Origin of the sequence: Pseudomonas sp. GM30 (assembly GCF_000282275.2) — a bacterium.
Taxonomy (GTDB): Bacteria; Pseudomonadota; Gammaproteobacteria; order Pseudomonadales; family Pseudomonadaceae; genus Aquipseudomonas.
This window is the reverse complement of the sequence record NZ_AKJP02000028.1, coordinates 341,914-366,806: the sequence shown is the minus strand read 5'-3', so window position 1 is coordinate 366,806 and position 24,893 is coordinate 341,914. Positions and strand designations below refer to the sequence as shown.

The window sequence follows — 24,893 nt, the reverse complement described above, 5'->3', positions numbered from 1 at the left end:
CGGGAATGCTCCTGCTTTTCGCGCCGCAAGTACCAAATGAAACAAAGACCAGGATCGTTGAATTGACGTGAGTTGGGTCCGGGCCTGTATTGGGGCTCAACGAGTTTGGCCATCCTCAGGAGGGGTTTGCCGAACGTCCTCAAGAGTGCAAAAGACTTATGGCAAAGCGTGACTATTACGAAGTATTGGGTGTAGAGCGTGGTTCAAGCGATGCAGACCTGAAGAAGGCCTATCGTCGTCTGGCGATGAAGCATCACCCGGACCGTAATCCCGATGACAAAGCGTCGGAAGAACTGTTCAAAGAGGCCAACGAGGCCTACGAAGTATTGTCCGATTCGAGCAAGCGCGCGGCGTACGACCAGTACGGTCATGCTGGCGTCGACCCAAGCATGGGTGGCGGTGGCGCCGGTTTCGGCGGGCAGAATTTCTCGGACATCTTTGGCGATGTCTTCAGTGACTTCTTCGGTGGTGGTCGCGGCGGTTCCCGTGGCGGCGCCCAGCGTGGCAGCGATCTGCGCTACACCCTGGAGCTGAATCTGGAAGAAGCGGTACGCGGTACCACCGTGAATATTCGCGTTCCGACACTGGTCAATTGCAAGCCATGCGATGGTTCCGGCGCGAAGAAAGGCTCGTCGCCATCGACCTGCCCGACCTGCGGCGGCATTGGTCAGGTGCGCATGCAGCAGGGCTTCTTCTCGGTGCAGCAGACCTGCCCGCGTTGCCATGGCCAGGGCAAGATCATTTCCGATCCGTGCGATTCCTGCCACGGCGACGGTCGCGTCGAAGAGTACAAAACACTGTCGGTCAAAGTGCCGGCTGGCGTTGATACCGGCGACCGCATTCGTCTGTCTGGCGAGGGCGAGGCGGGCACCCAGGGCGGCCCGACCGGCGACCTGTACGTGGTGATCAACGTGCGCGAGCACGACATTTTCCAGCGCGATGGCAAACATCTGTTCTGCGAAGTGCCGATCAGCTTTGTTGATGCGGCGCTCGGCGGCGAGCTGGAAATCCCGACCCTCGACGGTCGCGTCAAACTGAAAATCCCTGAAGGTACACAGACCGGCAAGCAGTTCCGCGTGCGTGGCAAAGGCGTGGCGCCAGTGCGGGGCGGTGGGGCGGGCGACTTGATGTGCCGTGTAGCGGTCGAGACCCCGGTCAATCTGAATCGTCGTCAGCGCGAATTGCTCGAAGAGTTCCGCAGCTCGCTGGCGGATGACAACAGCCACTCGCCAAAAACCACCGGTTGGTTCGATGGTGTGAAGCGCTTCTTCGGCGATCTGTAAGGAGTCGGCATGCGACGTATAGCTGTGATGGGCGCCGCCGGGCGCATGGGCAAGATTCTGGTCGAGGCCGTGCAGCAGCGCGCGCCGCTGACCGGCCTGACCGCGGCGATCGTTCGTCCCGGCAGTACGCTGATCGGGGTTGACGCCGGTGAGCTGGCTTCGCTGGGCCGCATCGGTGTGCCGTTGTCCGGCAATCTTGAGTCGGTGGCTGAAGAGTTCGATGTGCTGATCGATTTCACCCTGCCGGAAGTCATGCTGAAAAACCTCGCGTTCTGTCGCAAGGCTGGCAAGGCCATGGTTATCGGCACCACCGGGCTCGACGCTGCGCAGAAGCAGTTGCTGGCCGAGGCGGGCAAGGATATTCCGATCGTGTTCGCGGCCAACTTCAGCGTCGGGGTCAACCTGTCGCTGAAGCTGCTCGAAATGACCGCCCGGGTGCTGGGCGATGATGCCGACATCGAGATCATCGAAGCGCATCACCGGCACAAGATCGATGCGCCTTCGGGTACTGCGCTGCGCATGGGCGAGGTGATTGCCGATGCGCTGGATCGTGATCTGCAGAAAGTCGCGGTCTATGGTCGTGAAGGCCACACCGGTGCGCGCGAGCGCGAAACCATCGGTTTCGCCACCGTTCGCGGCGGTGATGTGGTTGGTGATCACACCGTGCTGTTCGCCTGCGAAGGCGAGCGCCTGGAGATCACGCATAAAGCTTCCAGTCGCATGACTTTTGCCAAGGGCGCGGTGCGTGCGGCGTTGTGGCTGGATGGTCGCGAGCCGGGTCTGTATGACATGCAGGATGTGCTCGACCTGCATTGATTGACTGTTTTACCCAGCGCAAACGCCCGGTTTGCGCTGGTTTTTCTGCACCGCGCGACGCCCTGTCGCATTCTCCGGCCTTTTAGGCTCTTTAGCGGTGGACCAAAAAAGCCTTTTTCTGTAAGCTACAGCTTTAGTGTGTCCACTAAAAGCGCGCAGAATAATTCAGTGAAGAAGCGGGGTGACGTGTCCATACGTCACTCCGCTTTTTTACAACCTGCGATTGCCCTTTCATGCGTTATTTACGGGAGGTCTTCTTGACTAAGCCAGCCATACTCGCCCTTGCTGATGGCAGCATTTTTCGCGGCGAAGCCATTGGAGCCGACGGTCAAACCGTTGGTGAGGTGGTGTTCAACACCGCAATGACCGGCTATCAGGAAATCCTTACCGATCCTTCCTACGCCCAACAGATCGTTACCCTGACTTACCCGCACATCGGCAACACCGGCACCACGCCGGAAGATGCCGAGTCCGACCGCGTATGGTCCGCTGGCCTGGTCATCCGTGACCTGCCGCTGGTAGCGAGCAACTGGCGTAACACGATGTCCCTGTCCGACTACCTGAAAGCCAACAATGTTGTGGCAATCGCCGGTATCGACACCCGTCGCCTGACCCGCATCCTGCGTGAAAAAGGCGCACAGAACGGCTGCATCATGGCGGGCGACAACATTTCCGAAGAAGCGGCAATTGCCGCCGCGCAGGGATTCCCGGGCCTGAAGGGCATGGATCTGGCGAAAGTCGTCAGCACCAAGGAAAAGTACGAATGGCGCTCGACTGTCTGGGACTTGAAGACCGACAGCCACTCGACCATCGAAGCGTCCGAGTTGCCGTACCACGTGGTTGCCTACGACTACGGCGTCAAACTGAACATCCTGCGCATGCTGGTCGAGCGCGGCTGCCGCGTCACCGTGGTGCCGGCGCAAACCCCGGCGGCCGACGTGCTGGCGCTCAAGCCGGACGGCGTGTTCCTGTCCAACGGCCCTGGTGACCCGGAACCTTGCGACTACGCAATCAAGGCGATCAAGGAAGTGCTGGAAACCGAAATTCCGGTCTTCGGCATCTGCCTCGGTCACCAGCTGCTGGCTCTGGCGTCCGGCGCCAAGACCCTGAAAATGGGCCACGGCCACCACGGTGCCAACCACCCGGTACAGGATCTGGACACTGGCGTCGTGATGATCACCAGTCAGAACCACGGTTTCGCGGTTGACGAAGCGACCCTGCCGGCCAACGTGCGTGCGATCCACAAATCGCTGTTCGACGGCACCCTGCAAGGCATCGAGCGCACTGACAAGAGCGCGTTCAGCTTCCAGGGCCACCCTGAAGCGAGCCCGGGCCCGAACGATGTGGCGCCCCTGTTTGACCGCTTCATCAACGAGATGGCCAAGCGACGCTAAGCGCTCGCCTTGAGACTGTAGCGAGAAGCCCTCGAGGGCGGCCCTGGAACCGGCGGCCCCCTCGGGACTTCAGAAATCGATCAAGACGGCTTGCCGACTGACCTGCGGATTTGAGTGACAAACCCATGCCAAAACGTACAGACATTAAAAGCATCCTGATTCTCGGCGCTGGCCCGATCGTTATCGGCCAGGCCTGCGAATTCGACTACTCCGGCGCCCAGGCCTGCAAAGCCCTGCGCGAAGAGGGTTACCGCGTCATCCTGGTGAACTCCAACCCGGCCACCATCATGACCGACCCGGACATGGCTGACGCCACGTACATCGAGCCGATCAAGTGGCAGACCGTGGCCAAGATCATCGAAAAAGAGCGTCCGGATGCGGTGCTGCCAACCATGGGCGGCCAGACTGCACTGAACTGCGCCCTGGACCTGGAGCGCGAAGGTGTCCTGGAAAAGTTCGGCGTGGAAATGATCGGCGCCAACGCCGACACCATCGACAAGGCTGAAGACCGTTCGCGTTTCGACAAGGCCATGAAGTCGATCGGCCTGGAATGCCCGCGTTCCGGTATCGCCCACAGCATGGAAGAAGCCAACGCCGTCCTCGAGCGTCTCGGCTTCCCGTGCATCATCCGTCCGTCCTTCACCATGGGCGGCACCGGTGGCGGTATCGCTTACAACCGTGAAGAGTTCGAAGAAATCTGCGCCCGCGGTCTGGACCTGTCGCCGACCAAAGAGCTGCTGATCGACGAATCGCTGATCGGCTGGAAAGAATATGAAATGGAAGTTGTCCGCGACAAAAAGGACAACTGCATCATCGTCTGCTCGATCGAAAACTTTGACCCGATGGGCGTGCACACCGGTGACTCGATCACCGTTGCTCCGGCACAGACCCTGACCGACAAGGAATACCAGATCCTGCGTAACGCCTCGCTGGCGGTACTGCGCGAGATCGGCGTCGAGACCGGCGGTTCCAACGTGCAGTTCGGTATCTGCCCGGACACCGGCCGCATGGTCGTGATCGAGATGAACCCGCGTGTATCGCGTTCCTCGGCACTGGCTTCGAAAGCCACCGGTTTCCCGATCGCCAAGGTCGCGGCCAAGCTGGCTGTGGGCTACACCCTCGACGAACTGTCGAACGACATCACCGGCGGCAAGACCCCGGCGTCCTTCGAGCCGTCGATCGACTACGTCGTGACCAAGCTGCCACGTTTCGCTTTCGAGAAGTTCGCCAACGCTGACGCACGCCTGACCACTCAAATGAAGTCGGTGGGTGAAGTCATGGCCATCGGTCGCACCTTCCAGGAATCCCTGCAGAAAGCCCTGCGCGGTCTGGAAGTCGGTGTTTGCGGTCTGGACGAGAAGCTCGACCTGAGCAATCCGGAAAGCATGAGCATCCTCAAGCGCGAGCTGACCGTGCCGGGCGCCGAGCGTATCTGGTACGTGGCGGACGCATTCCGCGCCGGCATGACCGTCGAAGACATCTTCGGCATGAACATGATCGACCCGTGGTTCCTGGTGCAGATCGAAGATCTGATCAAGGACGAAGAGAAGGTCAAGACCCTTGGTCTGTCCGCCATCGACCGCGACCTGATGTTCAAGCTCAAGCGCAAAGGTTTCTCCGATCAGCGTCTGGCCAAACTGCTGGGTGTGACCGAGAAAAATCTGCGTACTCACCGTCAAAAACTGGAAGTGTTCCCGGTCTACAAGCGCGTTGACACCTGCGCTGCCGAGTTCGCCACCGACACTGCTTACCTCTACTCGACGTACGAGGAAGAGTGCGAAGCCGCGCCGTCCGGTCGCGACAAGATCATGATTCTGGGTGGCGGTCCGAACCGTATCGGCCAGGGCATCGAGTTCGACTACTGCTGCGTACACGCCGCCCTCGCACTGCGCGAAGATGGCTACGAAACCATCATGGTCAACTGCAACCCGGAAACCGTTTCCACCGACTACGACACCTCCGACCGTCTGTACTTCGAGCCAGTAACCCTGGAAGACGTGCTGGAAATCTGCCGCGTCGAGAAGCCGAAAGGCGTGATCGTCCAGTACGGCGGCCAGACGCCGCTGAAACTGGCGCGTGCCCTGGAAGCCGCTGGCGTGCCGATCATCGGTACCAGCCCTGATGCCATCGATCGTGCCGAAGACCGTGAGCGCTTCCAGCAAATGGTTGAGCGCCTGAACCTGCGTCAGCCGCCAAACGCCACCGTGCGCAGCGAAGACGAAGCCGTTCGCGCTGCCGCGAAAATCGGTTATCCGCTGGTGGTGCGCCCGTCCTACGTATTGGGCGGCCGCGCGATGGAAATCGTTTACAAGGAAGACGAGCTCAAGCGCTACCTGCGTGATGCGGTGCAAGTCTCCAACGACAGCCCGGTGCTGCTCGACCACTTCCTCAACTGCGCCATCGAAATGGACGTGGATGCGGTCTGCGATGGCAAGGACGTAGTGATCGGCGCGATCATGCAACATATCGAACAGGCGGGCGTTCACTCCGGTGACTCCGCGTGCTCGCTGCCGCCGTACTCGCTGCCGGCACACATCCAGGACGAGATGCGCGAACAGGTCAAGAAAATGGCCCTGGAACTGGGCGTTGTCGGCCTGATGAACGTGCAACTGGCGCTGCAGGGCGAAGACATCTACGTCATCGAAGTCAACCCGCGCGCTTCGCGTACCGTGCCGTTCGTGTCCAAGTGCATCGGTGTTTCCCTGGCAATGATCGCTGCTCGCGTCATGGCCGGTAAGACCCTGAAGGAAATCGGCTTCACCAAGGAAATCATCCCGAACTTCTACAGCGTGAAAGAGGCGGTGTTCCCGTTCGCCAAATTCCCTGGCGTTGACCCAATTCTCGGCCCAGAGATGAAGTCCACCGGTGAAGTGATGGGCGTCGGCGACACCTTCGGTGAAGCGTTCGCCAAGGCCCAGATGGGCGCGAGCGAAGTGCTGCCGACCGGCGGTACCGCGTTCATCAGCGTGCGTGACGATGACAAGCCGCTGGTTGCAGGTGTGGCCCGTGATCTGATCAACTTGGGCTTCGAAGTGGTCGCCACTGCCGGCACTGCCAAGCTGATCGAAGCCGCAGGTCTGAAAGTGCGCCGTGTGAACAAGGTGACCGAGGGTCGTCCGCACGTGGTCGACATGATCAAGAATGACGAAGTCACCCTGATCATCAACACCACCGAAGGCCGTCAGTCGATCGCTGATTCCTACTCCATTCGTCGTAATGCCCTGCAGCACAAGATCTACTGCACCACCACCATTGCTGCGGGCGAAGCTATCTGTGAAGCGCTGAAGTTCGGTCCCGAGAAGACCGTGCGCCGCTTGCAGGATCTACACGCAGGATTGAAGGCATGATCAAATACCCAATGACCGTCCAGGGCGCGAAAGCCCTGGAAGAAGAACACGCTCACCTGACCAAGGTCGTTCGTCCGAAGCTCAGCCAGGACATCGGTACGGCTCGCGAGCTGGGTGACCTGAAGGAAAACGCCGAGTACCATGCCGCCCGCGAACAGCAAGGCATGGTCGAGGCGCGGATTCGTGACATCGAAGGCCGGATCCAGAATCAGGTCATCATCGACGTCACGACTATCCCGCACACCGGCAAAGTGATCTTCGGTACCACCGTCGAAATCGCCAACGTCGAGACGGATGAAAGCGTCACTTACCACATCGTGGGTGAGGATGAGGCTGACTTCAAACTCGGCAAGATTTCGGTCGGCTCGCCTTTGGCCCGTGCCTTGATCGGCAAGGAAGAGGGTGATGTGGTCGCCGTGAAAACGCCGAGTGGCGTTATCGAGTACGAGATTGTCGAAGTCCGTCACATCTGAAGGCAGGCGCCCGCTACGTGCGGGCGCCATGCTTTGGCAGCTGACCCAGATGTTGTGGGTCGGCGGCTTCTGGTTGATTCATCTCGGTTTGCGAGCGGTGTTGGGCAAGATTGGCCTGGCCCCGTTGCTGATCGATGAGATTGCCGATGCGTTCGAAATGCCGGTGGTGGGTTTCGCCGCCGCATGCGTGATTTTTCAGGCTTTGGTGCTGGTACAGGCCGATGGCCTTGCCAGTCTATGGCGGGATTTTCGCGGGCAGGTGTTGCTGATGGCGTTGTATGCGTGTGCAATGTTTGTCGCCGTGCGTGTCGGCTGGCCGCAAGCGCAGCGCTGGCAGGAATTCAGTTTTCTGGTGTTGGGCTTCTCCGGGCTGGTGCTGGTGTTGCAACCGCTGCCGGGATGGAGTGGCAGGGTGCGCGAAGCACACCCTTGACCCTTGTCATCACTTGAAGCGATGAACGTTCGACAGCTGCTTGTTGACGCTGAAGTTCTTGCGGTAAACCAGTGCCATCTTGCCGATGACCTGCACCAGGTCCGCTTTGCCGACCTTGCACAGTTCTGCAATGTGCGCCAGGCGCGACTCGCGATCGAGGATATTGAGCTTGATCTTGATCAGCTCGTGATCCGCCAGTGCGCGTTCGAGTTCGGCTAATACACCTTCAGTCAGACCGTTGTCCGCCACCGTCAAAACCGGCTTCAGGTGGTGGCCAATGGATTTGTACTGTTTCTTCTGCTCTGGAGTGAGCGGCATAATCTGACCCTTTCGTCTGGATTCTGTAAAATGGCGGCCATTTTACCCGAGGGTTCGTGGATCCGCCCAATTAATCACGACCCTTATCATCGAGGTGCCCAATGGCGCGTTCCAAGACAAGCCTTGGTTGGCTGAAACGACATGTCAACGATCCTTATGTGAAGCAGGCGCAGAAGGATGGCTACCGCTCGCGTGCGAGTTACAAGCTTCTGGAGATCCAGGAGAAATACAAGCTGATCCGTTCCGGCATGAGTGTTGTCGATCTGGGCGCGGCGCCCGGCGGCTGGTCGCAGGTCACCAGTCGGCTGATCGGAGGCCAGGGGCGTCTGATCGCCTCGGACATCCTGGAAATGGACAGCATCCCGGACGTGACTTTCATCCAGGGCGACTTCACCGAGGACGAAGTGCTCGCGCGGATCCTTGAAGCGGTGGGTAATTCGCAGGTTGACCTTGTGATTTCCGATATGGCCCCCAATATGAGTGGTACGCCTGAAGTGGACATGCCCAAAGCCATGTTCCTTTGTGAGCTGGCGCTTGATCTGGCGGAGCGGATACTCAAGCCGGGCGGTAATTTCGTGATCAAGATTTTTCAGGGCGAAGGTTTTGATGTTTACCTGAAGGATGCTCGCAAGAAATTCGACAAGATCCAGATGATCAAGCCGGATTCGTCCCGTGGCAGCTCTCGCGAGCAATATATGCTGGCTTGGGGCTACCGCGGCGGCAACGAGTAAAACGAGTTTTTTGGCCGGGGTGATAGGTTTTTCGTATTTTGCCCCGCGTGCATAAGCGAATATTGTGTAGAAAGTGTTTCACAAAGGGTTACAGACGGCGCCTGCCAGAGTTGTAGGTAATGTAGTAAGTTAGGCCGGTGAATATCATGCGAAGCGCGCGCCAGTAGCGGAGCTTGCTTCAGAGGGTAGTTAATTGAACGATATGGCAAAGAATCTGATCCTGTGGTTGATCATCGCGGCAGTCCTCGTGACGGTGATGAACAACTTCTCCAGCCCTAACGAGCCGCAGACCCTCAACTATTCCGACTTCATCCAGCAGGTCAAGGATGGCAAGGTCGAGCGCGTAGCCGTTGACGGCTATGTAATTACCGGCAAGCGCAATGATGGCGACAGCTTCAAGACCATTCGTCCGGCGATCCAGGACAATGGCCTGATCGGCGATCTGGTCGACAACCACGTTGTGGTCGAAGGCAAGCAACCTGAGCAGCAAAGCATCTGGACTCAACTCCTGGTGGCCAGCTTCCCGATCCTGGTGATCATCGCGGTGTTCATGTTCTTCATGCGCCAGATGCAGGGCGGTGCCGGCGGCAAGGGCGGACCGATGAGCTTCGGCAAGAGCAAGGCACGCCTGCTTTCCGAAGATCAGGTGAAAACCACCTTGGCTGACGTTGCCGGTTGCGACGAAGCCAAGGAAGAGGTCGGTGAGCTGGTTGAGTTCCTGCGTGATCCGGGCAAGTTCCAGCGCCTGGGTGGTCGTATTCCTCGCGGCGTATTGATGGTCGGTCCTCCGGGTACCGGTAAAACCTTGCTGGCCAAGGCGATTGCCGGCGAAGCGAAAGTGCCGTTCTTCACCATCTCCGGTTCCGACTTCGTTGAAATGTTCGTGGGTGTTGGTGCAAGCCGCGTTCGCGACATGTTCGAGCAGGCCAAGAAGCACGCGCCGTGCATCATCTTCATCGACGAAATCGACGCCGTCGGTCGCCACCGTGGTGCCGGCATGGGCGGCGGTCACGACGAGCGTGAACAGACTCTCAACCAGTTGCTGGTAGAGATGGATGGCTTTGAAATGAATGACGGCATCATCGTGATCGCTGCCACCAACCGACCTGACGTACTCGACCCTGCGCTTCTGCGTCCGGGCCGTTTCGACCGCCAGGTTGTTGTAGGTTTGCCGGATATCCGTGGTCGCGAGCAGATCCTCAAGGTCCACATGCGCAAAGTGCCAATGGGTGATGACGTGGCTCCTGCCGTTATCGCGCGTGGTACTCCTGGCTTCTCCGGTGCTGATCTGGCCAACCTGGTCAACGAGGCGTCGCTGTTCGCTGCACGCAGCGGCAAGCGCATCGTCGAAATGAAAGAATTCGAGCTGGCAAAAGACAAGATCATGATGGGCGCCGAGCGCAAATCCATGGTCATGTCCGAGAAAGAGAAGCAGAACACCGCTTATCACGAGGCCGGTCACGCTATCGTCGGTCGCGTCGTACCTGAGCATGATCCGGTCTACAAGGTCTCGATCATTCCTCGTGGTCGTGCGCTGGGTGTGACCATGTTCCTGCCGGAAGAGGATCGCTACAGTCTGTCCAAGCGTGCGTTGATCAGTCAGATCTGCTCGCTGTACGGTGGCCGTATCGCTGAAGAAATGACCCTTGGTTTCGACGGTGTGACCACCGGTGCTTCCAATGACATCATGCGTGCCAGTCAGATAGCGCGGAACATGGTGACCAAGTGGGGTCTGTCGGAAAAACTTGGTCCGCTGATGTACGCCGAAGAAGAGGGTGAAGTGTTCCTCGGTCGCGGCGGCGGTGGTCAGGCTGCAAGCTTCTCCGGTGAGACGGCCAAACTGATCGACTCCGAGGTGCGCAGCATCATCGATCAGTGCTACGGCACCGCCAAGCAGATCCTCACGGACAACCGTGACAAGCTGGATGCGATGGCCGATGCGCTGATGAAGTACGAAACCATTGATGCCGAGCAGATCGACGACATCATGGCGGGTCGTACGCCTCGCGAACCGCGTGACTGGACAGGTGGCACGGGTACGCCTCCGCCTCCAGTGATTCAGGATGAGCGTCCGGAAACACCGATCGGCGGTCCGGCTGCTGACGTTTAAGGTTTGAAATGACTTCTGCACAGTCCCTGACCCGGTTGCCTTGCGGCAACCGGGTTCTTGATTTGGCCCGGACGCATGTCATGGGCATTCTCAATGTCACTCCCGATTCCTTTTCCGACGGCGGCCGGTACAACCAGCTCGACGTGGCCTTGCGTCACGCCGAAGCCATGGTGGTTGCGGGCGCGACGTTGATCGACGTCGGTGGCGAATCGACCCGGCCTGGCGCGCGCGCGGTCTCACCGCTGGAGGAGTTGGAGCGCGTAGCTCCGATCGTGGAGCTCATCAATCGCGAGCTGGATGTGGTCATCTCGGTTGATACTTCGACACCTGCGGTGATGCGTGAAACGGCGCGCCTGGGTGCCGGGTTGATCAATGATGTGCGTTCGCTGCGCCGCGACGGCGCCTTGGATGCCGCAGCCGCGACCGGATTGCCGGTCTGTCTGATGCACATGCTCGGTGAGCCGGGTGACATGCAGGACAATCCGCATTATCAGGACGTTACCCGGGAAGTGGGTGAGTTTCTGGCGGAACGAATGGCTCAATGTGCGGCGGCGGGCATTCCTGCCGAGCGGATCATTCTTGATCCCGGTTTCGGCTTCGCCAAAACCCTGCAGCACAATCTAAGCTTGTTCAAGCATATGGATGCCCTGCACGCGTTGGGGCGTCCGCTATTGGTCGGTGTCTCACGCAAAAGCATGATTGGCCAGGCGCTGAATCGCCCAGTGGGCGAGCGTCTGCACGGCGGTCTCGCACTGGCGGCATTGGCATCGGTTAAAGGCGCACGTATCTTGCGTGTCCATGATGTGGCGGAAACGGTAGACGTGGTGCGCATGCTCGCAGCCGTGGAATCAGCCGAATAAGAATGATGGAGCACTTATGAGCAAGAAATACTTTGGTACTGACGGTATTCGTGGTCGTGTCGGTGAATACCCGATCACTCCTGACTTCATGCTCAAGCTCGGCTGGGCGGCGGGTATGGCCTTTCGCAAGATGGGCGCCTGCAAGGTGCTGGTCGGCAAGGACACGCGCATCTCTGGCTACATGTTCGAATCGGCGCTTGAAGCAGGCCTGACATCGGCGGGCGCCGATGTGATGTTGCTCGGTCCGATGCCGACGCCGGCGATCGCCTATCTGGCGCGCACGTTCCAGGCCGAGGCGGGGATCGTGATCAGTGCCTCGCACAACCCGCATGACGATAACGGCATCAAGTTCTTCTCCGGCAAGGGCACCAAGTTGCCTGATGAGCTGGAGCTGATGATCGAAGAGCTGCTCGATACCCCGATGACAGTGGTCGAGTCGAGCAAGATCGGCAAGGTGTCGCGCATCAACGACGCCTCCGGTCGCTACATCGAATTCTGTAAAAGCAGCGTGCCGACCGGTACCAGTTTTGCCGGTTTGAAGATCGTGATCGATTGTGCGCACGGTGCTACCTACAAGGTTGCTCCAAGTGTTTTTCGTGAGTTGGGTGCGGAAGTGGTTGTGCTGTCGGCTCAGCCCAATGGGCTGAACATTAATGATAATTGCGGTTCGACTCATATGGGTCAGCTGCAAGCCGCCGTTCTCGCCGAGCATGCTGATCTGGGCATCGCCTTTGACGGTGACGGTGATCGGGTGCTGATGGTTGATCATACGGGGGCCATCGTTGATGGCGACGAGTTGCTGTTCATCATTGCCCGGGATCTGCACGGGCGCGGTAAATTGCAGGGCGGCGTAGTCGGCACGCTGATGAGTAACCTCGGTCTGGAGCTCGCTCTGGCAGAACTCTCGATCCCGTTCATTCGCGCCAACGTAGGCGACCGTTACGTGATTGCCGAGCTGCTCGAGCGTAACTGGCTGGTCGGTGGTGAGAACTCGGGGCATATCGTCTGCTTCAATCACACCACCACGGGTGATGCGATCATTGCAGCGCTGCAGGTGCTGATGGCGCTTAAAAGCCGGAACGAAGGGTTGGCGCAAACGCGTCAGGCCTTGCGCAAGTGCCCTCAGGTGCTGATCAATGTGCGTTTTGGGGGCGGTGAAAGTCCGCTTGAGCATCCGGCTGTCAAGGAAGCCAGTGCGCGTGTCACCCAGGCAATGGCCGGGCGTGGCCGGGTACTTTTGCGCAAGTCCGGTACAGAGCCTTTGGTGCGTGTGATGGTCGAAGGCGAGGATGAAACTCAGGTTCGTACCTATGCCGAGGAACTGGCAAAACTGGTAAGTGAAGTTTCTGCCTGATTCGGCTTGCCAGCCATGATTGTGTTGGGTAACATCTGCGCCCACTTTGACCGACGAGGTACAGCATGCGTCGCCCTATGGTAGCTGGTAACTGGAAGATGCACGGTACCCGCGCCAGCGTCGCTGAGCTGATCAACGGCCTTCGTCACCTGGCCTTGCCAAGCGGTGTTGATGTCGCGGTATTCCCGCCTTGCTTGCATATCAATCAAGTGATTGAAGGCTTGAAAGGCAAATCGATTTCGGTCGGTGCGCAGAATTCTGCGGTGGAATCCATGCAAGGTGCATTGACCGGTGAGATTGCACCGAGTCAGTTGGTGGATGCAGGTTGTTCCCTGGTGCTTGTCGGGCACTCCGAACGCCGCCAGATAATGGGCGAGCGAGACGGGATGCTGAATCGCAAGTTCGCAGCGGCACAGGCATGCGGCTTGATTCCGGTGTTGTGTGTAGGGGAAACCCTCGAGCAGCGCGAAGCCGGAAAAACTCTTGAAGTTGTCGGGCGTCAGCTGGGCAGCATCATCGAGGAGCTGGGTGTTGGTGCCTTTGCCAAGGCAGTCATTGCTTACGAGCCTGTCTGGGCCATTGGTACCGGACTGACTGCAACGCCGCAACAGGCTCAGGATGTGCATAAAGCCATTCGCGAGCAGTTGGCGGCAGAGAATTCTGAAGTCGCACGAGGTGTGCGGCTTCTATACGGCGGCAGCGTGAAGGCGGCCAATGCGGTCGAACTGTTCGGCATGCCGGATATCGATGGGGGGCTCATTGGTGGAGCTTCCCTGAATGCAGATGAGTTCGGTGCGATTTGTCGCGCCGCGGGAAACTGAAAAAATGCTGGAAACAGTCGTAGTCGTTTTTCATCTGCTGGGTGCATTGGGCGTAGTTGCTCTGGTTTTGCTGCAGCAGGGTAAAGGTGCGGACGCTGGCGCGTCTTTCGGAGCAGGTGCTTCAAATACTGTGTTCGGAAGCCAAGGTTCCTCTACCTTTCTTAGTAAGTTTACTGCTATACTTGCCGCCGGTTTCTTCATAACCAGCTTGGGGTTAGGTTACTTTGCTAAAGAGAAGGCTCATCAGCTGACTCAAGCAGGTTTGCCAGATCCAGCAGTGTTGGAAGTACCTAAGCAACAACAACCGGCTTCTGATGATGTCCCGGTGCTTCAAGAGCAAAAGTCGGCTACTCCAGCGACTGACGTACCTCCAGCTCAAGAGCAGAAGTAAGAAGGGTTTCAAACGTAGTTTTGCCGAGGTGGTGGAATTGGTAGACACGCAACCTTGAGGTGGTTGTGCCCATAGGGTGTAGGGGTTCGAGTCCCCTTCTCGGTACCAATTAGTCAGGAGAGCCCGCTGTTGCGGGCTTTCTTGCAGGTGGAAGGTTACATTGACCCTATAAGGGATCGGTCGTATACTTCCGCCCCAGCTTTGTCGCGGGGTGGAGCAGTCTGGTAGCTCGTCGGGCTCATAACCCGAAGGTCGTCGGTTCAAATCCGGCCCCCGCAACCAGTTTTAGGAGCCCCTTTTCAGGGGCTTTTTGTTAGCTGGACACTTTCTACGCCGATGTTCGACGGCGTTTCAAGGATGGGCGTTTCGCCCATTTTTTTATTTTGCAGCGCATGCATTTACATGCACGAGGGGGTTCAGGTGTCGAGCAAGCTAGAAGAGTTGCAGGCCTTGTTGGCCCCGGTGGTCGTGGCCCTAGGCTATGAATGCTGGGGTATCGAGTTTTCGGCTCAGGGTCGTCACTCGATGTTGCGCGTTTATATCGATAAAGAGGGTGGCGTGCTGGTGGACGATTGCGCCATTGTCAGCCGTCAGATCAGCGGTGTTCTGGATGTTGAAGATCCGATCTCCGTTGAATACACCCTCGAAGTTTCCTCGCCTGGCATGGAACGCCCACTGTTCACTCTTGAGCAGTTTGCAAAATTTGCCGGTGAACAAGTGAAGATCAAGCTGCGCTCGCCTTTTGAAGGTCGACGCAACTTTCAGGGCCTTCTGCGCGGTGTAGAAGAACAGGATGTCGTGGTGCAGGTAGAAGACCATGAATTCCTGTTGCCGATCGATATGATCGACAAGGCCAACATTATTCCCAGTTTTGACTGAGACGCGGATCCCGCGGATCCAATGGCTTGCGAAAGGCGAGGCGTACGATGAGCAAAGAAGTACTGCTGGTTGTTGAGTCGGTATCCAATGAAAAGGGCGTACCGGCAAGCGTGATTTTTGAAGCGCTGGAGCTGGCTCTGGCCACTGCTACCAAAAAGCGTTTTGAAGACGAAGTTGACCTGCGTGTGGAAATCAACCGCCACACCGGTTCCTACGAGACTTTCCGTCGCTGGACAGTCGTCGAAGAGAATGATCTCGACGATCCTGCGATCGAAACCTGGCCAAGCAAGGTTGCCGAAACGCATCCGGGCGCCAAGGTCGGCGACGTCGTCGAAGAAAAGATCGAATCCATCGAGTTCGGCCGCATTGCTGCACAGACCGCCAAACAGGTCATCGTGCAGAAAGTGCGTGAAGCCGAGCGCGCTCAAGTGGTCGACGCCTATCGCGAGCGCCTGGGAGAAATCATCTCCGGCACCGTGAAGAAAGTCACTCGCGACAACGTGATCGTCGATCTGGGCAACAACGCGGAAGCGTTGCTGGCCCGTGAAGACATCATTCCTCGCGAAACCTTCCGTGTCGGTGTGCGCCTGCGTGCACTGCTCAAGGAAATCCGCACCGAGAACCGCGGTCCGCAGTTGATCCTGTCGCGTACCGCGCCGGAAATGCTGATCGAGCTGTTCCGTATCGAAGTGCCGGAAATCGCTGAAGGCCTGATCGAAGTGATGGCGGCGTCCCGTGATCCGGGTTCGCGTGCCAAGATCGCTGTCCGTTCCAAGGACAAACGCATCGACCCGCAGGGCGCGTGCATCGGTATGCGCGGTTCGCGCGTCCAGGCCGTGTCGGGCGAGTTGGGTGGCGAGCGTGTCGATATCGTCCTGTGGGACGATAACCCGGCGCAGTTCGTGATCAATGCCATGTCGCCGGCAGAAGTGGCGGCCATTATCGTTGACGAAGATGCCCATGCAATGGACATCGCCGTTGGCGCAGACAATCTGGCTCAAGCCATCGGTCGCGGTGGTCAGAACGTGCGTCTGGCGAGCCAGTTGACTGGCTGGACCCTGAACGTGATGACCGAATCGGACATCCAGGCTAAGCAGCAAGCAGAAACCGGCGACATCCTGCGCAACTTCATCGACGAGCTGGAAGTCGACGAAGAACTGGCTCAGGTGCTGGTAGATGAAGGCTTTACCAGCCTGGAAGAGATTGCCTACGTACCGTTGGAAGAAATGCTCAACATCGACGGCTTTGACGAAGATATCGTCAACGAGCTTCGCGCTCGTGCCAAGGATCGTTTGTTGACCAAAGCCATCGCTACTGAGGAAAAGCTGGCAGACGCCCATCCGGCCGAAGACCTGCTCTCGCTTGAGGGTATGGACAAGGATTTGGCGATGGAACTGGCGGTGCGCGGCGTAATTACCCGCGAAGACCTGGCCGAGCAGTCTATTGACGACCTGCTCGACATCGACGGCATTGACGATGATCGTGCCGGCAAGTTGATCATGGCCGCCCGAGCCCACTGGTTCGAGTAATTAGGCGCGGCCTGAGGAGAGAAGTGCATGACGCAAGTCACGGTGAAACAACTGGCCGATGAGGTCAAAACACCGGTAGAGCGCCTGTTGCAGCAGATGCGTGAGGCAGGTCTGCCGCACACCGCCGCCGAAGAAAATGTGACTGACAGTGAGAAGCAATCCCTGCTGACTCACTTGAAGAGCAGCCACAAGGCGAAAGTGGAAGAACCACGCAAGATCACGCTGCAGCGTAAAACCACCAGCACCCTGCGTGTGGCTGGTAGCAAGAGCATCAGCGTTGAAGTTCGCAAAAAGAAAGTTTTCGTACAGCGTAGCCCGGAAGAAATCGAAGCCGAGCGCAAGCGTGAACTGGAAGAGCGTCGCGCAGTAGAAAATGCTGCTCGTCAGAAGGCTGAAGAAGAAGCCAAGCAGCGCGCTGAAGAAGAAGCGCGTCGCCAGCCTGCTGCTGCGCCGTCCGCTCCTGCCGAAGCTGTTGCAGCACCTGCGCCAGTTGCGGAACCTGTGCGCGACGCCGCGCCGGTTGCTGCTGCGCCAGCTGCCGACACTCGCAAGCGTGACGAACAGCGCCGTCCGGACAAACCACGTGCCGACGATAACAATCGTCGCGGTGGTGGCGATGGCGAGCGCAAAAACGCTCCGCATCGCGCATCGGTCAAAGAAAAAGCGCCGGCTCCACGTGTGGCGCCACGCACTACCGACGAAGAAAGCGATGGCTTCCGTCGTGGTGGTCGCGGTAAGGCCAAGCTGAAGAAACGCAACGCTCACGGTTTCCAGAACCCTACCGGTCCTGTCGTGCGTGAAGTGAAGATCGGCGAGACCATCACTGTTGGCGATCTCGCCCAGCAGATGTCGGTCAAGGCTGCTGAAATCATCAAGTTCATGTTCAAACTGGGCACTCCAGCGACCATCAACCAGGTACTCGATCAGGAAACTGCTCAACTGGTAGCTGAAGAGCTGGGCCACAAAGTGACCCTGGTCAGCGACACCGCCCTGGAAGATTCCCTGGCCGAGTCCCTGAAGTTTGAAGGTGAGGCAGTTTCCCGTGCCCCCGTCGTGACCGTAATGGGCCACGTTGACCACGGTAAGACTTCCCTGCTCGACTACATCCGTCGTGCCAAGGTAGCCGCGGGCGAAGCCGGCGGTATCACTCAGCACATCGGTGCGTACCACGTTGAAACCGACCGTGGCATGGTGACGTTCCTCGACACCCCGGGTCACGCTGCGTTTACCGCAATGCGTGCCCGTGGTGCCAAGGCGACCGACATCGTGATCCTGGTGGTTGCGGCGGACGACGGCGTGATGCCGCAAACCATCGAGGCTGTTCAGCACGCTCAGGCGGCTGGCGTTCCTCTGGTGGTTGCGGTGAACAAGATCGACAAGCCGGGTGCCGACCTCGATCGCATCCGCAGCGAACTGTCGGTTCACGGCGTGACCTCCGAAGACTGGGGTGGCGACACTCCATTCGTACCGGTCTCGGCGAAAATGGGTACCGGCGTTGACGAACTGCTCGAAGCCGTTCTGCTGCAGGCCGAAGTGCTCGAACTGACCGCCACGCCATCGGCTCCTGGCCGTGGTGTTGTCGTTGAATCGCGTCTGGACAAGGGCCGTGGCCCGGTGGCCACCGTGCTGGTTCAGGACGGTACGCTGCGTCAAGGCGACATGGTGCTGGTCGGCTCGAACTATGGCCGCGTGCGCGCCATGCTCGACGAGAACGGCAAGCCGATCAAGGAAGCAGGCCCGGCCATTCCGGTCGAGATCCTGGGTCTTGACGGTACCCCGGACGCTGGCGACGAGATGAGCGTGGTTGCCGACGAGAAGAAAGCCCGTGAAGTGGCTCTGTTCCGTCAAGGCAAGTTCCGCGAAGTCAAACTGGCTCGCGCTCACGCCGGCAAGCTGGAAAACATCTTCGAAAACATGGGCCAGGAAGAGAAGAAGACGCTCAACATCGTCCTCAAATCCGACGTCCGTGGTTCGCTGGAAGCTTTGCAGGGCGCTCTGAACGGCCTGGGCAACGACGAAGTGCAAGTGCGCGTAGTCGGTGGCGGTGTCGGTGGTATCACCGAATCCGACGCCAACCTGGCACTGGCTTCCAACGCTGTACTGTTCGGCTTCAACGTGCGTGCCGATGCTGGCGCACGGAAGATCGTCGAGCAGGAAGGTCTGGACATGCGTTACTACAACGTGATCTACGACATCATCGAAGACGTCAAGAAAGCCCTGACCGGCATGCTCGGCAGCGATGTTCGCGAGAACATCCTAGGTGTGGCCGAAGTGCGTGATGTGTTCCGTTCGCCGAAGTTTGGCGCGATCGCCGGTTGCATGGTGATCGAAGGTGTTGTTCACCGTAACCGTCCGATCCGTGTACTGCGTGAAGACATCGTTATCTTCGAAGGCGAGCTGGAATCCCTGCGCCGCTTCAAGGATGACGCTTCCGAAGTACGTGCCGGCATGGAATGCGGTATCGGCGTGAAGAGCTACAACGACGTCAAAGTCGGTGACAAGATCGAAGTCTTCGAGAAGGTTCAGGTTGCTCGCAGCCTCTGACTCGCGCACTTCAAGGGCCACGCCGAGCCGCCGCATGCAGATGCGCGCCACGGCGTCAGGACTCTAAACGCAACGCCCGGTCTGGCTTTTGTCAGGCCGGGCGTTTGCCGCTTTCAGACCTTGCGGGTTTCACCGCGGGGCAGTAACAGGTAACAAAATCATGGCAAAAGAATACAGCCGTACCCAACGTATCGGCGATCAGATGCAGCGTGAGCTGGCCCAACTGATCCGTCGTGAAGTCAAAGACCCGCGCGTCGGCCTGGTCACCATTACCGCTGTGGAAGTCAGCCGTGACGTCGGTCACGCGAAGATCTTCATCACCGTGATGGGGCAGGACAACGCCGAAGACATCGCGCAAAGCATCAAGGTGCTCAACGCTGCCGCAGGTTTCCTGCGCATGCAGCTGGCCCGTGAAATGAAGCTGCGCAGCGTGCCGCAATTGCACTTCCACTACGACGAAAGCGTCGTGCGTGGCGCGCATCTGTCGGCCCTGATCGAGCGCGCCGTGGCTGAGGACAATCAGCACGTGGCCGCTGCACCTGAAGACACCAAGGAGTAATTCGGTGGCTCAGGTCAAACGTATCCGTCGTAATGTCAGCGGTATCATCCTGCTCGACAAGCCGCTGGGGTTCACCTCCAACGCCGCGTTGCAGAAGGTTCGCTGGTTGCTCAACGCCGAGAAGGCCGGTCACACCGGCAGTCTCGACCCGCTGGCCACCGGTGTCTTGCCGCTGTGCTTTGGCGAGGCAACGAAGTTCTCGCAATACCTGCTCGATTCCGACAAGGGTTACGAAACCCTGGCGCAACTGGGCAAGACCACTACCACGGCGGACGCCGAGGGTGAGGTTTTGCAGGAGCGTCCGGTGACCGTTGGTCGCGCCGATGTCGAAGCGGTTCTGCCGAAATTTCGTGGGCAAATCAGTCAGATACCGCCGATGTACTCGGCACTCAAGCGTGACGGGCAGCCGCTGTACAAGCTGGCCCGTGCAGGCGAAGTAGTGGAGCGCGAACCGCGTTCTGTTACTATTGCGCGCTTGGAATTGCTGGCCTTCGAAGGCGATACTGCGCGTCTTGCGGTGGATTGCAGCAAGGGCACCTATATTCGCACCCTGGTGGAGGATCTCGGTGAGCAACTCGGTTGTGGTGCGTACGTCGCGGAACTGCGTCGTACCCAGGCCGGGCCTTTCACCCTGGCGCAGACCGTGACCCTCGAAGAGCTGGAAGCGGTACATGCCGAAGGCGGCAACGAAGCGGTCGACCGCTTCCTGATGCCATCGGACAGCGGCCTGCAGGATTGGCCGCTGCTGCACTTCTCCGAAGCGAGTGCGTTCTACTGGCTCAACGGCCAGCCGGTACGTGCCCCGGATGCTCCGAAGTTCGGCATGGTACGGGTACAGGATCACAATGGTCGCTTCATCGGTATCGGTGAAGTGAGCGAAGACGGGCGCATCGCGCCGCGTCGACTGATTCGGTCAGAATGACCGAACGAGTGTGGCTGTTAACAGGCACGGTCACTACTCATTTATAGATACAGGGATTTGTCCCTGGCCTGTTGAAACTGTTTTTGAAACAGTTTCCTGATAAAAGGATTGCCTCATGGCTCTCGACGTTCAAGAAAAAGCTCAAATCGTTGCCGACTACCAGCAAGCTGTTGGTGATACTGGTTCGCCAGAAGTGCAAGTTGCACTGCTGACCGCCAACATCAACAAACTGCAAGGTCACTTCAAGGCCAACGGTAAAGACCACCACTCCCGTCGTGGTCTGATCCGCATGGTAAACCAGCGTCGCAAGCTGCTGGACTACCTGAAAGGCAAGGATCTGAGCCGTTACAGCGCTCTGATCGGCCGCCTGGGTCTGCGTCGCTAATCAGCGATTGCGCTATGAGGTTGGTTGTCTGTCAGGCATCAGCGGTTTTCCGCTGGTGGCTGGCAGGCTCCCAGCCTCAAGTTTTATCTGCACTACCGTTTTACCCGGACAGTCAGCGGGCCGATTCCCGACATTGCCCAAGAATTTCGCAAGAAACCAGTTCCCCCAAGAGCCACAAAGAAGGTAGGACACCGTGAACCCGGTAATCAAAAAATTCCAGTTCGGTCAGTCGACCGTTACCCTCGAGACCGGCCGTATCGCCCGTCAGGCCTCCGGCGCAGTATTGGTCACCGTTGACGACGACGTCAGCGTATTGGTGACCGTAGTCGGTGCCAAGCAAGCCGATCCAGGCAAGGGCTTCTTCCCTCTGTCCGTTCACTACCAGGAAAAGACTTACGCTGCCGGTAAGATCCCTGGCGGTTTCTTCAAGCGTGAAGGCCGTCCTTCCGAGAAAGAAACCCTGACTTCCCGACTGATCGACCGTCCGATCCGTCCGCTGTTCCCGGAAGGCTTCATGAACGAAGTGCAGGTTGTCTGCACCGTCGTTTCCACCAGCAAGAAGACCGATCCGGACATCGCTGCGATGATCGGTACCTCGGCTGCCCTGGCCATCTCGGGCATTCCGTTCGACGGCCCGATCGGCGCCGCTCGCGTTGCTTTCCACGAAAGCACCGGCTACCTGCTGAACCCGACCTACGAGCAGCAAGCTGCCTCGAGCCTGGACATGGTGGTTGCCGGTACTTCCGACGCCGTACTGATGGTTGAATCGGAAGCCAAAGAGCTGACCGAAGACCAGATGCTGGGCGCGGTACTGTTTGCTCACGACGAGTTCCAGGTGGTGATCAACGCCGTCAAAGAACTGGCCGCTGAAGCTGCCAAGCCAACCTGGACCTGGGCTCCGGCTCCAGAAGCCACCGAACTGCTGGGCGCGATCCGTGCCGAGTTCGGCGAAGCGATCTCCCAGGCTTACACCATCACCGTCAAGGCTGACCGCTACGCACGTCTGGGCGAGCTGAAAGACCAGGTCGTTGCCAAGCTGTCCGGCGAAGAAGGCCAACCTTCGGCTGCTGACGTCAAAGCCGCTTTCGGCGAAATCGAATACCGCACCGTTCGCGAAAACATCGTTAACGGCAAGCCACGTATCGACGGCCGCGACACCCGCACCGTACGTCCGCTGAACATCGAAGTCGGCGTTCTGCCGAAGACTCACGGTTCGGCGCTGTTCACCCGTGGCGAAACCCAGGCTCTGGTAGTCGCGACACTGGGTACTGCCCGTGACGCACAGCTGCTGGACACCCTGGAAGGCGAGAAAAAAGACCCGTTCATGCTGCACTACAACTTCCCTCCGTTCTCGGTGGGCGAGTGTGGTCGCATGGGTGGCGCCGGTCGTCGTGAAATCGGTCACGGCCGTCTGGCCCGTCGTTCGGTTTCGGCCATGCTGCCGGCCGCTGACGTGTTCCCGTACACCATCCGTGTGGTTTCGGAAATCACCGAATCCAACGGTTCGAGCTCGATGGCTTCCGTTTGCGGCGCTTCCCTGGCCCTGATGGACGCTGGTGTTCCAATGAAGGCGCCGGTTGCCGGTATCGCCATGGGTCTGGTCAAGGAAGGCGAGAAGTTCGCTGTTCTGACCGACATCCTGGGTGACGAAGACCACCTGGGCGACATGGACTTCAAGGTAGCCGGTACCGCCAAAGGCGTTACTGCGCTGCAGATGGACATCAAGATCAAGGGCATCACCGAAGAGATCATGGAAATCGCTCTGGGCCAGGCCCTGGAAGCGCGCCTGAACATCCTCGGCCAGATGAACCAGATCATCGGCCAGTCGCGTACCGAACTGTCGGCCAACGCTCCGACCATGATCGCGATGAAGATCGACACCGACAAGATCCGTGACGTTATCGGTAAAGGTGGCGCGACCATCCGTGCGATCTGCGAAGAAACCAAGGCTTCGATCGACATCGAAGACGACGGTTCGATCAAGATCTTCGGCGAAACCAAGGATGCCGCAGAAGCTGCTCGTCAGCGCGTTCTGAGCATCACTGCAGAAGCTGAAATCGGCAAGATCTACGTCGGCAAGGTAGAGCGCATCGTCGACTTCGGCGCATTCGTCAACATCCTGCCGGGCAAGGACGGTCTGGTACACATCTCGATGCTGAGCGACGCTCGCGTAGAGAAAGTGACCGACATCCTGAAAGAAGGCCAGGAAGTGGAAGTGCTGGTACTGGACGTGGACAACCGCGGCCGTATCAAGCTGTCCATCAAAGACGTAGCAGCAGCCAAGGCTTCGGGCGTTTAATCACCCCACAGCTTTAGCGCAATGAAAATGCCCCGCCGTGAAAACGGCGGGGCATTTTTTTGTCAGCCATAAACGCATTTGTGGCGAGGGATCTTGCCCCCGCTCGGCTGCGCAGCAGCCGTAAAAAACATCAGCCTCAGAAAGCTTGGGGTCGCTGCGCAACCCAGCGGGAGCAAGCTCCCTCGCCACAAGTTATGATCAGTAGAAACACGCTCAAATTTGCCGCCGCCCGAGACCGGTGCTAGGTTTAGCCCACCGCCCGTGTAGCTCAGCCGGTAGAGCAGCGCACTCGTAACGCGAAGGTCGCAGGTTCGATTCCTGTCTCGGGCACCACTTCCCTTATTTCACCTTGCGGCTCAGATCCTCGACGGTACGTTTGAGCTGGTCCATGGCGCGATCCTGATCATTGATTTTCTGCTTCAGGCTGGAGATCTCGCTGCTGGCGGAATTCGAGCTCGAGCCGCTGTTGCGCTTGAGGTCTTCGACCTGGCGTCCGAGGGTGTCCAGTTGCCGTTCCTGATCCTTGACCTTGCTCTTCAGGTCATCGATTTCCTTGCTGCTGGAGTTCGAACTCGAACCGCTGCTGCGTTTAAGTTCTTCAATCTGGCGTGACTGATCGCGGACGGTATCGCGGATCTTTTGCAGTTCGTCGATGCTGATATCGCTTTCGATCACAACATTCTTGCCGTAGTCATTGTGAATCAGCGAAACCTTGTCGCCATAGGATGAGCTGCTGTTGCTCAATTCAAGCGCCATGGCGCTGGCCGGCAACAGCATGGCGGCGAGCAGAGTACTGGCAGACGCAACGGTACAAATCTTCGAAAAGCTGCGCATCACGGTTTTTCCTTGTGGACAGCGAGGGTGAGTGCCGTTATGGCACATCGCTATGACTCGAAAACCGTATTTATGTTCCGCAGGTCAACTTTTTGTGCGAGAGATGTAAAGAGCCGTGTAATTCGTCATGCAAACGTCCTATATTCGGTGCCTGCATGAGCATCGCTTAGCAGTTTTCAGATGATCCCGAATGGTTCCGAAGGCCGGACAATCCGCGTCAGAGAGATCCTTGATGATCCAGATCCATCCTCCATTCTTACGATCAGCGAGAACGCCATGACCGAATTAACTCAAGAGCAACGTCACGAACAAGCGCTGGCAAAGTACATTCTGGACGTACCGGACTTGAAAGAAGAGATCAAGGACCTGAGCCCTGATGATCAGAAAGATCAGATCCAGTGGGCGTTCGAGGACGAAGCCGAAGCCCAGGGCTTGCAGCCGTGGGAGCTGACGCTCAAGTACACCAGCACCCCGGAGGAGTTCGAGGCCAAGCGTCTGGAGCTGCACAAAGAGGCGGCCGAAGTATTGGGTGTCGACTGGGAAGAGTACTGCGAGATGAACAATCTGGTGGTCTGAAACAAAAACGCCAGCCTCAACCGGGCTGGCGTTTT

The 24,893-nt window shown here is 58.4% G+C and carries 22 protein-coding genes and 3 tRNA genes; 23 read left to right on the top strand and 2 right to left on the bottom strand.

The window, feature by feature from the left end; translation table 11 throughout:
• Positions 1–158 precede the first annotated feature (158 nt).
• The 6 genes from dnaJ (at position 159) to PMI25_RS21385 (ending at position 7,746) form a co-directional block, all read left to right on the top strand.
• Positions 159–1,283 carry a molecular chaperone DnaJ gene (gene dnaJ, locus PMI25_RS21410; protein WP_003221522.1) on the top strand — a complete coding sequence of 375 codons (1,125 nt, stop codon included), beginning with the start codon at positions 159–161 and terminating at the stop codon, positions 1,281–1,283.
• 9 nt (positions 1,284–1,292) lie between these two features.
• The gene (gene dapB / locus PMI25_RS21405; protein WP_003221523.1) at positions 1,293–2,099 is read left to right on the top strand and encodes a 4-hydroxy-tetrahydrodipicolinate reductase; all 807 of its coding nucleotides are present in this window, start codon (positions 1,293–1,295) and stop codon (positions 2,097–2,099) included.
• A gap of 257 nt (positions 2,100–2,356) precedes the next feature.
• The gene (gene carA, locus PMI25_RS21400) at positions 2,357–3,493 is read left to right on the top strand and encodes a glutamine-hydrolyzing carbamoyl-phosphate synthase small subunit (RefSeq protein WP_007961427.1); all 1,137 of its coding nucleotides are present in this window, start codon (positions 2,357–2,359) and stop codon (positions 3,491–3,493) included.
• Positions 3,494–3,618: 125 nt separating this feature from the next.
• A complete protein-coding gene (carB, locus tag PMI25_RS21395; RefSeq protein ID WP_007961429.1) occupies positions 3,619–6,840 on the top strand; it encodes a carbamoyl-phosphate synthase large subunit in 3,222 nt (1,073 codons plus the stop codon).
• On the top strand, positions 6,837–7,313 hold the full coding sequence (gene greA / locus PMI25_RS21390; protein ID WP_003221530.1) for a transcription elongation factor GreA: 477 nt from the start codon (positions 6,837–6,839) through the stop codon (positions 7,311–7,313). Before carB ends, greA begins: the two co-directional genes overlap by 4 nt.
• Before the next feature lie 28 nt (positions 7,314–7,341).
• A complete protein-coding gene (locus tag PMI25_RS21385; protein WP_007961431.1) occupies positions 7,342–7,746 on the top strand; it encodes a hypothetical protein in 405 nt (134 codons plus the stop codon).
• Between the two features lie 9 nt (positions 7,747–7,755).
• On the opposite strand, the gene PMI25_RS21380 is transcribed toward PMI25_RS21385, so the two are convergent.
• Positions 7,756–8,064 (bottom strand): YhbY family RNA-binding protein, encoded by a 309-nt coding sequence (locus PMI25_RS21380; RefSeq protein WP_003221534.1) that lies wholly within the window; start codon positions 8,062–8,064, stop codon positions 7,756–7,758.
• Between the two features lie 101 nt (positions 8,065–8,165).
• Between PMI25_RS21380 and rlmE the strand changes: the two genes are divergently transcribed.
• The 16 genes from rlmE (at position 8,166) to PMI25_RS21300 (ending at position 23,781) form a co-directional block, all read left to right on the top strand.
• A complete protein-coding gene (rlmE, locus tag PMI25_RS21375) occupies positions 8,166–8,795 on the top strand; it encodes a 23S rRNA (uridine(2552)-2'-O)-methyltransferase RlmE (RefSeq protein ID WP_003221536.1) in 630 nt (209 codons plus the stop codon).
• Positions 8,796–8,997: 202 nt separating this feature from the next.
• Complete coding sequence (gene ftsH, locus PMI25_RS21370; RefSeq protein ID WP_045122149.1) at positions 8,998–10,905, top strand: ATP-dependent zinc metalloprotease FtsH; 1,908 nt, start codon at positions 8,998–9,000, stop codon at positions 10,903–10,905.
• 8 nt (positions 10,906–10,913) lie between these two features.
• Positions 10,914–11,765, top strand: coding sequence for a dihydropteroate synthase (folP, locus tag PMI25_RS21365; RefSeq protein WP_045122148.1), 852 nt, complete (start codon positions 10,914–10,916; stop codon positions 11,763–11,765).
• Positions 11,766–11,781: 16 nt separating this feature from the next.
• Positions 11,782–13,119 carry a phosphoglucosamine mutase gene (gene glmM / locus PMI25_RS21360; RefSeq protein ID WP_007961434.1) on the top strand — a complete coding sequence of 446 codons (1,338 nt, stop codon included), beginning with the start codon at positions 11,782–11,784 and terminating at the stop codon, positions 13,117–13,119.
• Positions 13,120–13,184: 65 nt separating this feature from the next.
• Positions 13,185–13,940 (top strand): triose-phosphate isomerase, encoded by a 756-nt coding sequence (gene tpiA / locus PMI25_RS21355; protein WP_007961435.1) that lies wholly within the window; start codon positions 13,185–13,187, stop codon positions 13,938–13,940.
• 4 nt (positions 13,941–13,944) lie between these two features.
• Complete coding sequence (gene secG / locus PMI25_RS21350) at positions 13,945–14,331, top strand: preprotein translocase subunit SecG (RefSeq protein ID WP_027610782.1); 387 nt, start codon at positions 13,945–13,947, stop codon at positions 14,329–14,331.
• Positions 14,332–14,353: 22 nt separating this feature from the next.
• Positions 14,354–14,439, top strand: a tRNA-Leu gene (locus PMI25_RS21345).
• A 97-nt stretch (positions 14,440–14,536) separates the two neighbouring features.
• Positions 14,537–14,613: transfer RNA gene (locus PMI25_RS21340), tRNA-Met, on the top strand.
• 138 nt (positions 14,614–14,751) lie between these two features.
• Positions 14,752–15,210 carry a ribosome maturation factor RimP gene (rimP, locus tag PMI25_RS21335; protein ID WP_007973115.1) on the top strand — a complete coding sequence of 153 codons (459 nt, stop codon included), beginning with the start codon at positions 14,752–14,754 and terminating at the stop codon, positions 15,208–15,210.
• 47 nt (positions 15,211–15,257) lie between these two features.
• On the top strand, positions 15,258–16,739 hold the full coding sequence (gene nusA / locus PMI25_RS21330) for a transcription termination factor NusA (protein WP_007961436.1): 1,482 nt from the start codon (positions 15,258–15,260) through the stop codon (positions 16,737–16,739).
• A gap of 27 nt (positions 16,740–16,766) precedes the next feature.
• Positions 16,767–19,283 (top strand): translation initiation factor IF-2, encoded by a 2,517-nt coding sequence (gene infB, locus PMI25_RS21325; protein WP_007961437.1) that lies wholly within the window; start codon positions 16,767–16,769, stop codon positions 19,281–19,283.
• A 160-nt stretch (positions 19,284–19,443) separates the two neighbouring features.
• Positions 19,444–19,842 (top strand): 30S ribosome-binding factor RbfA, encoded by a 399-nt coding sequence (rbfA, locus tag PMI25_RS21320; RefSeq protein WP_007961438.1) that lies wholly within the window; start codon positions 19,444–19,446, stop codon positions 19,840–19,842.
• A 4-nt stretch (positions 19,843–19,846) separates the two neighbouring features.
• Positions 19,847–20,764, top strand: coding sequence for a tRNA pseudouridine(55) synthase TruB (gene truB, locus PMI25_RS21315; RefSeq protein WP_007961441.1), 918 nt, complete (start codon positions 19,847–19,849; stop codon positions 20,762–20,764).
• Positions 20,765–20,879: 115 nt separating this feature from the next.
• A complete protein-coding gene (gene rpsO, locus PMI25_RS21310) occupies positions 20,880–21,149 on the top strand; it encodes a 30S ribosomal protein S15 (RefSeq protein ID WP_003221553.1) in 270 nt (89 codons plus the stop codon).
• 193 nt (positions 21,150–21,342) lie between these two features.
• Complete coding sequence (pnp, locus tag PMI25_RS21305; RefSeq protein WP_007961443.1) at positions 21,343–23,448, top strand: polyribonucleotide nucleotidyltransferase; 2,106 nt, start codon at positions 21,343–21,345, stop codon at positions 23,446–23,448.
• 257 nt (positions 23,449–23,705) lie between these two features.
• A tRNA-Thr gene (locus PMI25_RS21300) sits at positions 23,706–23,781 on the top strand.
• Positions 23,782–23,787: 6 nt separating this feature from the next.
• On the opposite strand, the gene PMI25_RS21295 is transcribed toward PMI25_RS21300, so the two are convergent.
• A complete protein-coding gene (locus PMI25_RS21295) occupies positions 23,788–24,282 on the bottom strand; it encodes a hypothetical protein (RefSeq protein WP_007961445.1) in 495 nt (164 codons plus the stop codon).
• 276 nt (positions 24,283–24,558) lie between these two features.
• Here PMI25_RS21295 and PMI25_RS21290 point away from each other — a divergent pair, with 276 nt between their 5' ends.
• Positions 24,559–24,858 carry a DUF6388 family protein gene (locus PMI25_RS21290; protein ID WP_007961446.1) on the top strand — a complete coding sequence of 100 codons (300 nt, stop codon included), beginning with the start codon at positions 24,559–24,561 and terminating at the stop codon, positions 24,856–24,858.
• Positions 24,859–24,893: the final 35 nt, after the last annotated feature.

Coding starts and splice junctions, on each gene's coding strand:
- dnaJ (WP_003221522.1), top strand. CDS start 159: ATGGCAAAGCGTGACTATTACGAAGTATTGGGTGTAGAGCGTGGTTCA.
- dapB (WP_003221523.1), top strand. CDS start 1,293: ATGCGACGTATAGCTGTGATGGGCGCCGCCGGGCGCATGGGCAAGATT.
- carB (WP_007961429.1), top strand. CDS start 3,619: ATGCCAAAACGTACAGACATTAAAAGCATCCTGATTCTCGGCGCTGGC.
- greA (WP_003221530.1), top strand. CDS start 6,837: ATGATCAAATACCCAATGACCGTCCAGGGCGCGAAAGCCCTGGAAGAA.
- PMI25_RS21385 (WP_007961431.1), top strand. CDS start 7,342: ATGCTTTGGCAGCTGACCCAGATGTTGTGGGTCGGCGGCTTCTGGTTG.
- PMI25_RS21380 (WP_003221534.1), bottom strand. CDS start 8,064: ATGCCGCTCACTCCAGAGCAGAAGAAACAGTACAAATCCATTGGCCAC.
- rlmE (WP_003221536.1), top strand. CDS start 8,166: ATGGCGCGTTCCAAGACAAGCCTTGGTTGGCTGAAACGACATGTCAAC.
- ftsH (WP_045122149.1), top strand. CDS start 8,998: ATGGCAAAGAATCTGATCCTGTGGTTGATCATCGCGGCAGTCCTCGTG.
- folP (WP_045122148.1), top strand. CDS start 10,914: ATGACTTCTGCACAGTCCCTGACCCGGTTGCCTTGCGGCAACCGGGTT.
- glmM (WP_007961434.1), top strand. CDS start 11,782: ATGAGCAAGAAATACTTTGGTACTGACGGTATTCGTGGTCGTGTCGGT.
- tpiA (WP_007961435.1), top strand. CDS start 13,185: ATGCGTCGCCCTATGGTAGCTGGTAACTGGAAGATGCACGGTACCCGC.
- secG (WP_027610782.1), top strand. CDS start 13,945: ATGCTGGAAACAGTCGTAGTCGTTTTTCATCTGCTGGGTGCATTGGGC.
- nusA (WP_007961436.1), top strand. CDS start 15,258: ATGAGCAAAGAAGTACTGCTGGTTGTTGAGTCGGTATCCAATGAAAAG.
- infB (WP_007961437.1), top strand. CDS start 16,767: ATGACGCAAGTCACGGTGAAACAACTGGCCGATGAGGTCAAAACACCG.
- rbfA (WP_007961438.1), top strand. CDS start 19,444: ATGGCAAAAGAATACAGCCGTACCCAACGTATCGGCGATCAGATGCAG.
- rpsO (WP_003221553.1), top strand. CDS start 20,880: ATGGCTCTCGACGTTCAAGAAAAAGCTCAAATCGTTGCCGACTACCAG.
- PMI25_RS21295 (WP_007961445.1), bottom strand. CDS start 24,282: ATGCGCAGCTTTTCGAAGATTTGTACCGTTGCGTCTGCCAGTACTCTG.
- PMI25_RS21290 (WP_007961446.1), top strand. CDS start 24,559: ATGACCGAATTAACTCAAGAGCAACGTCACGAACAAGCGCTGGCAAAG.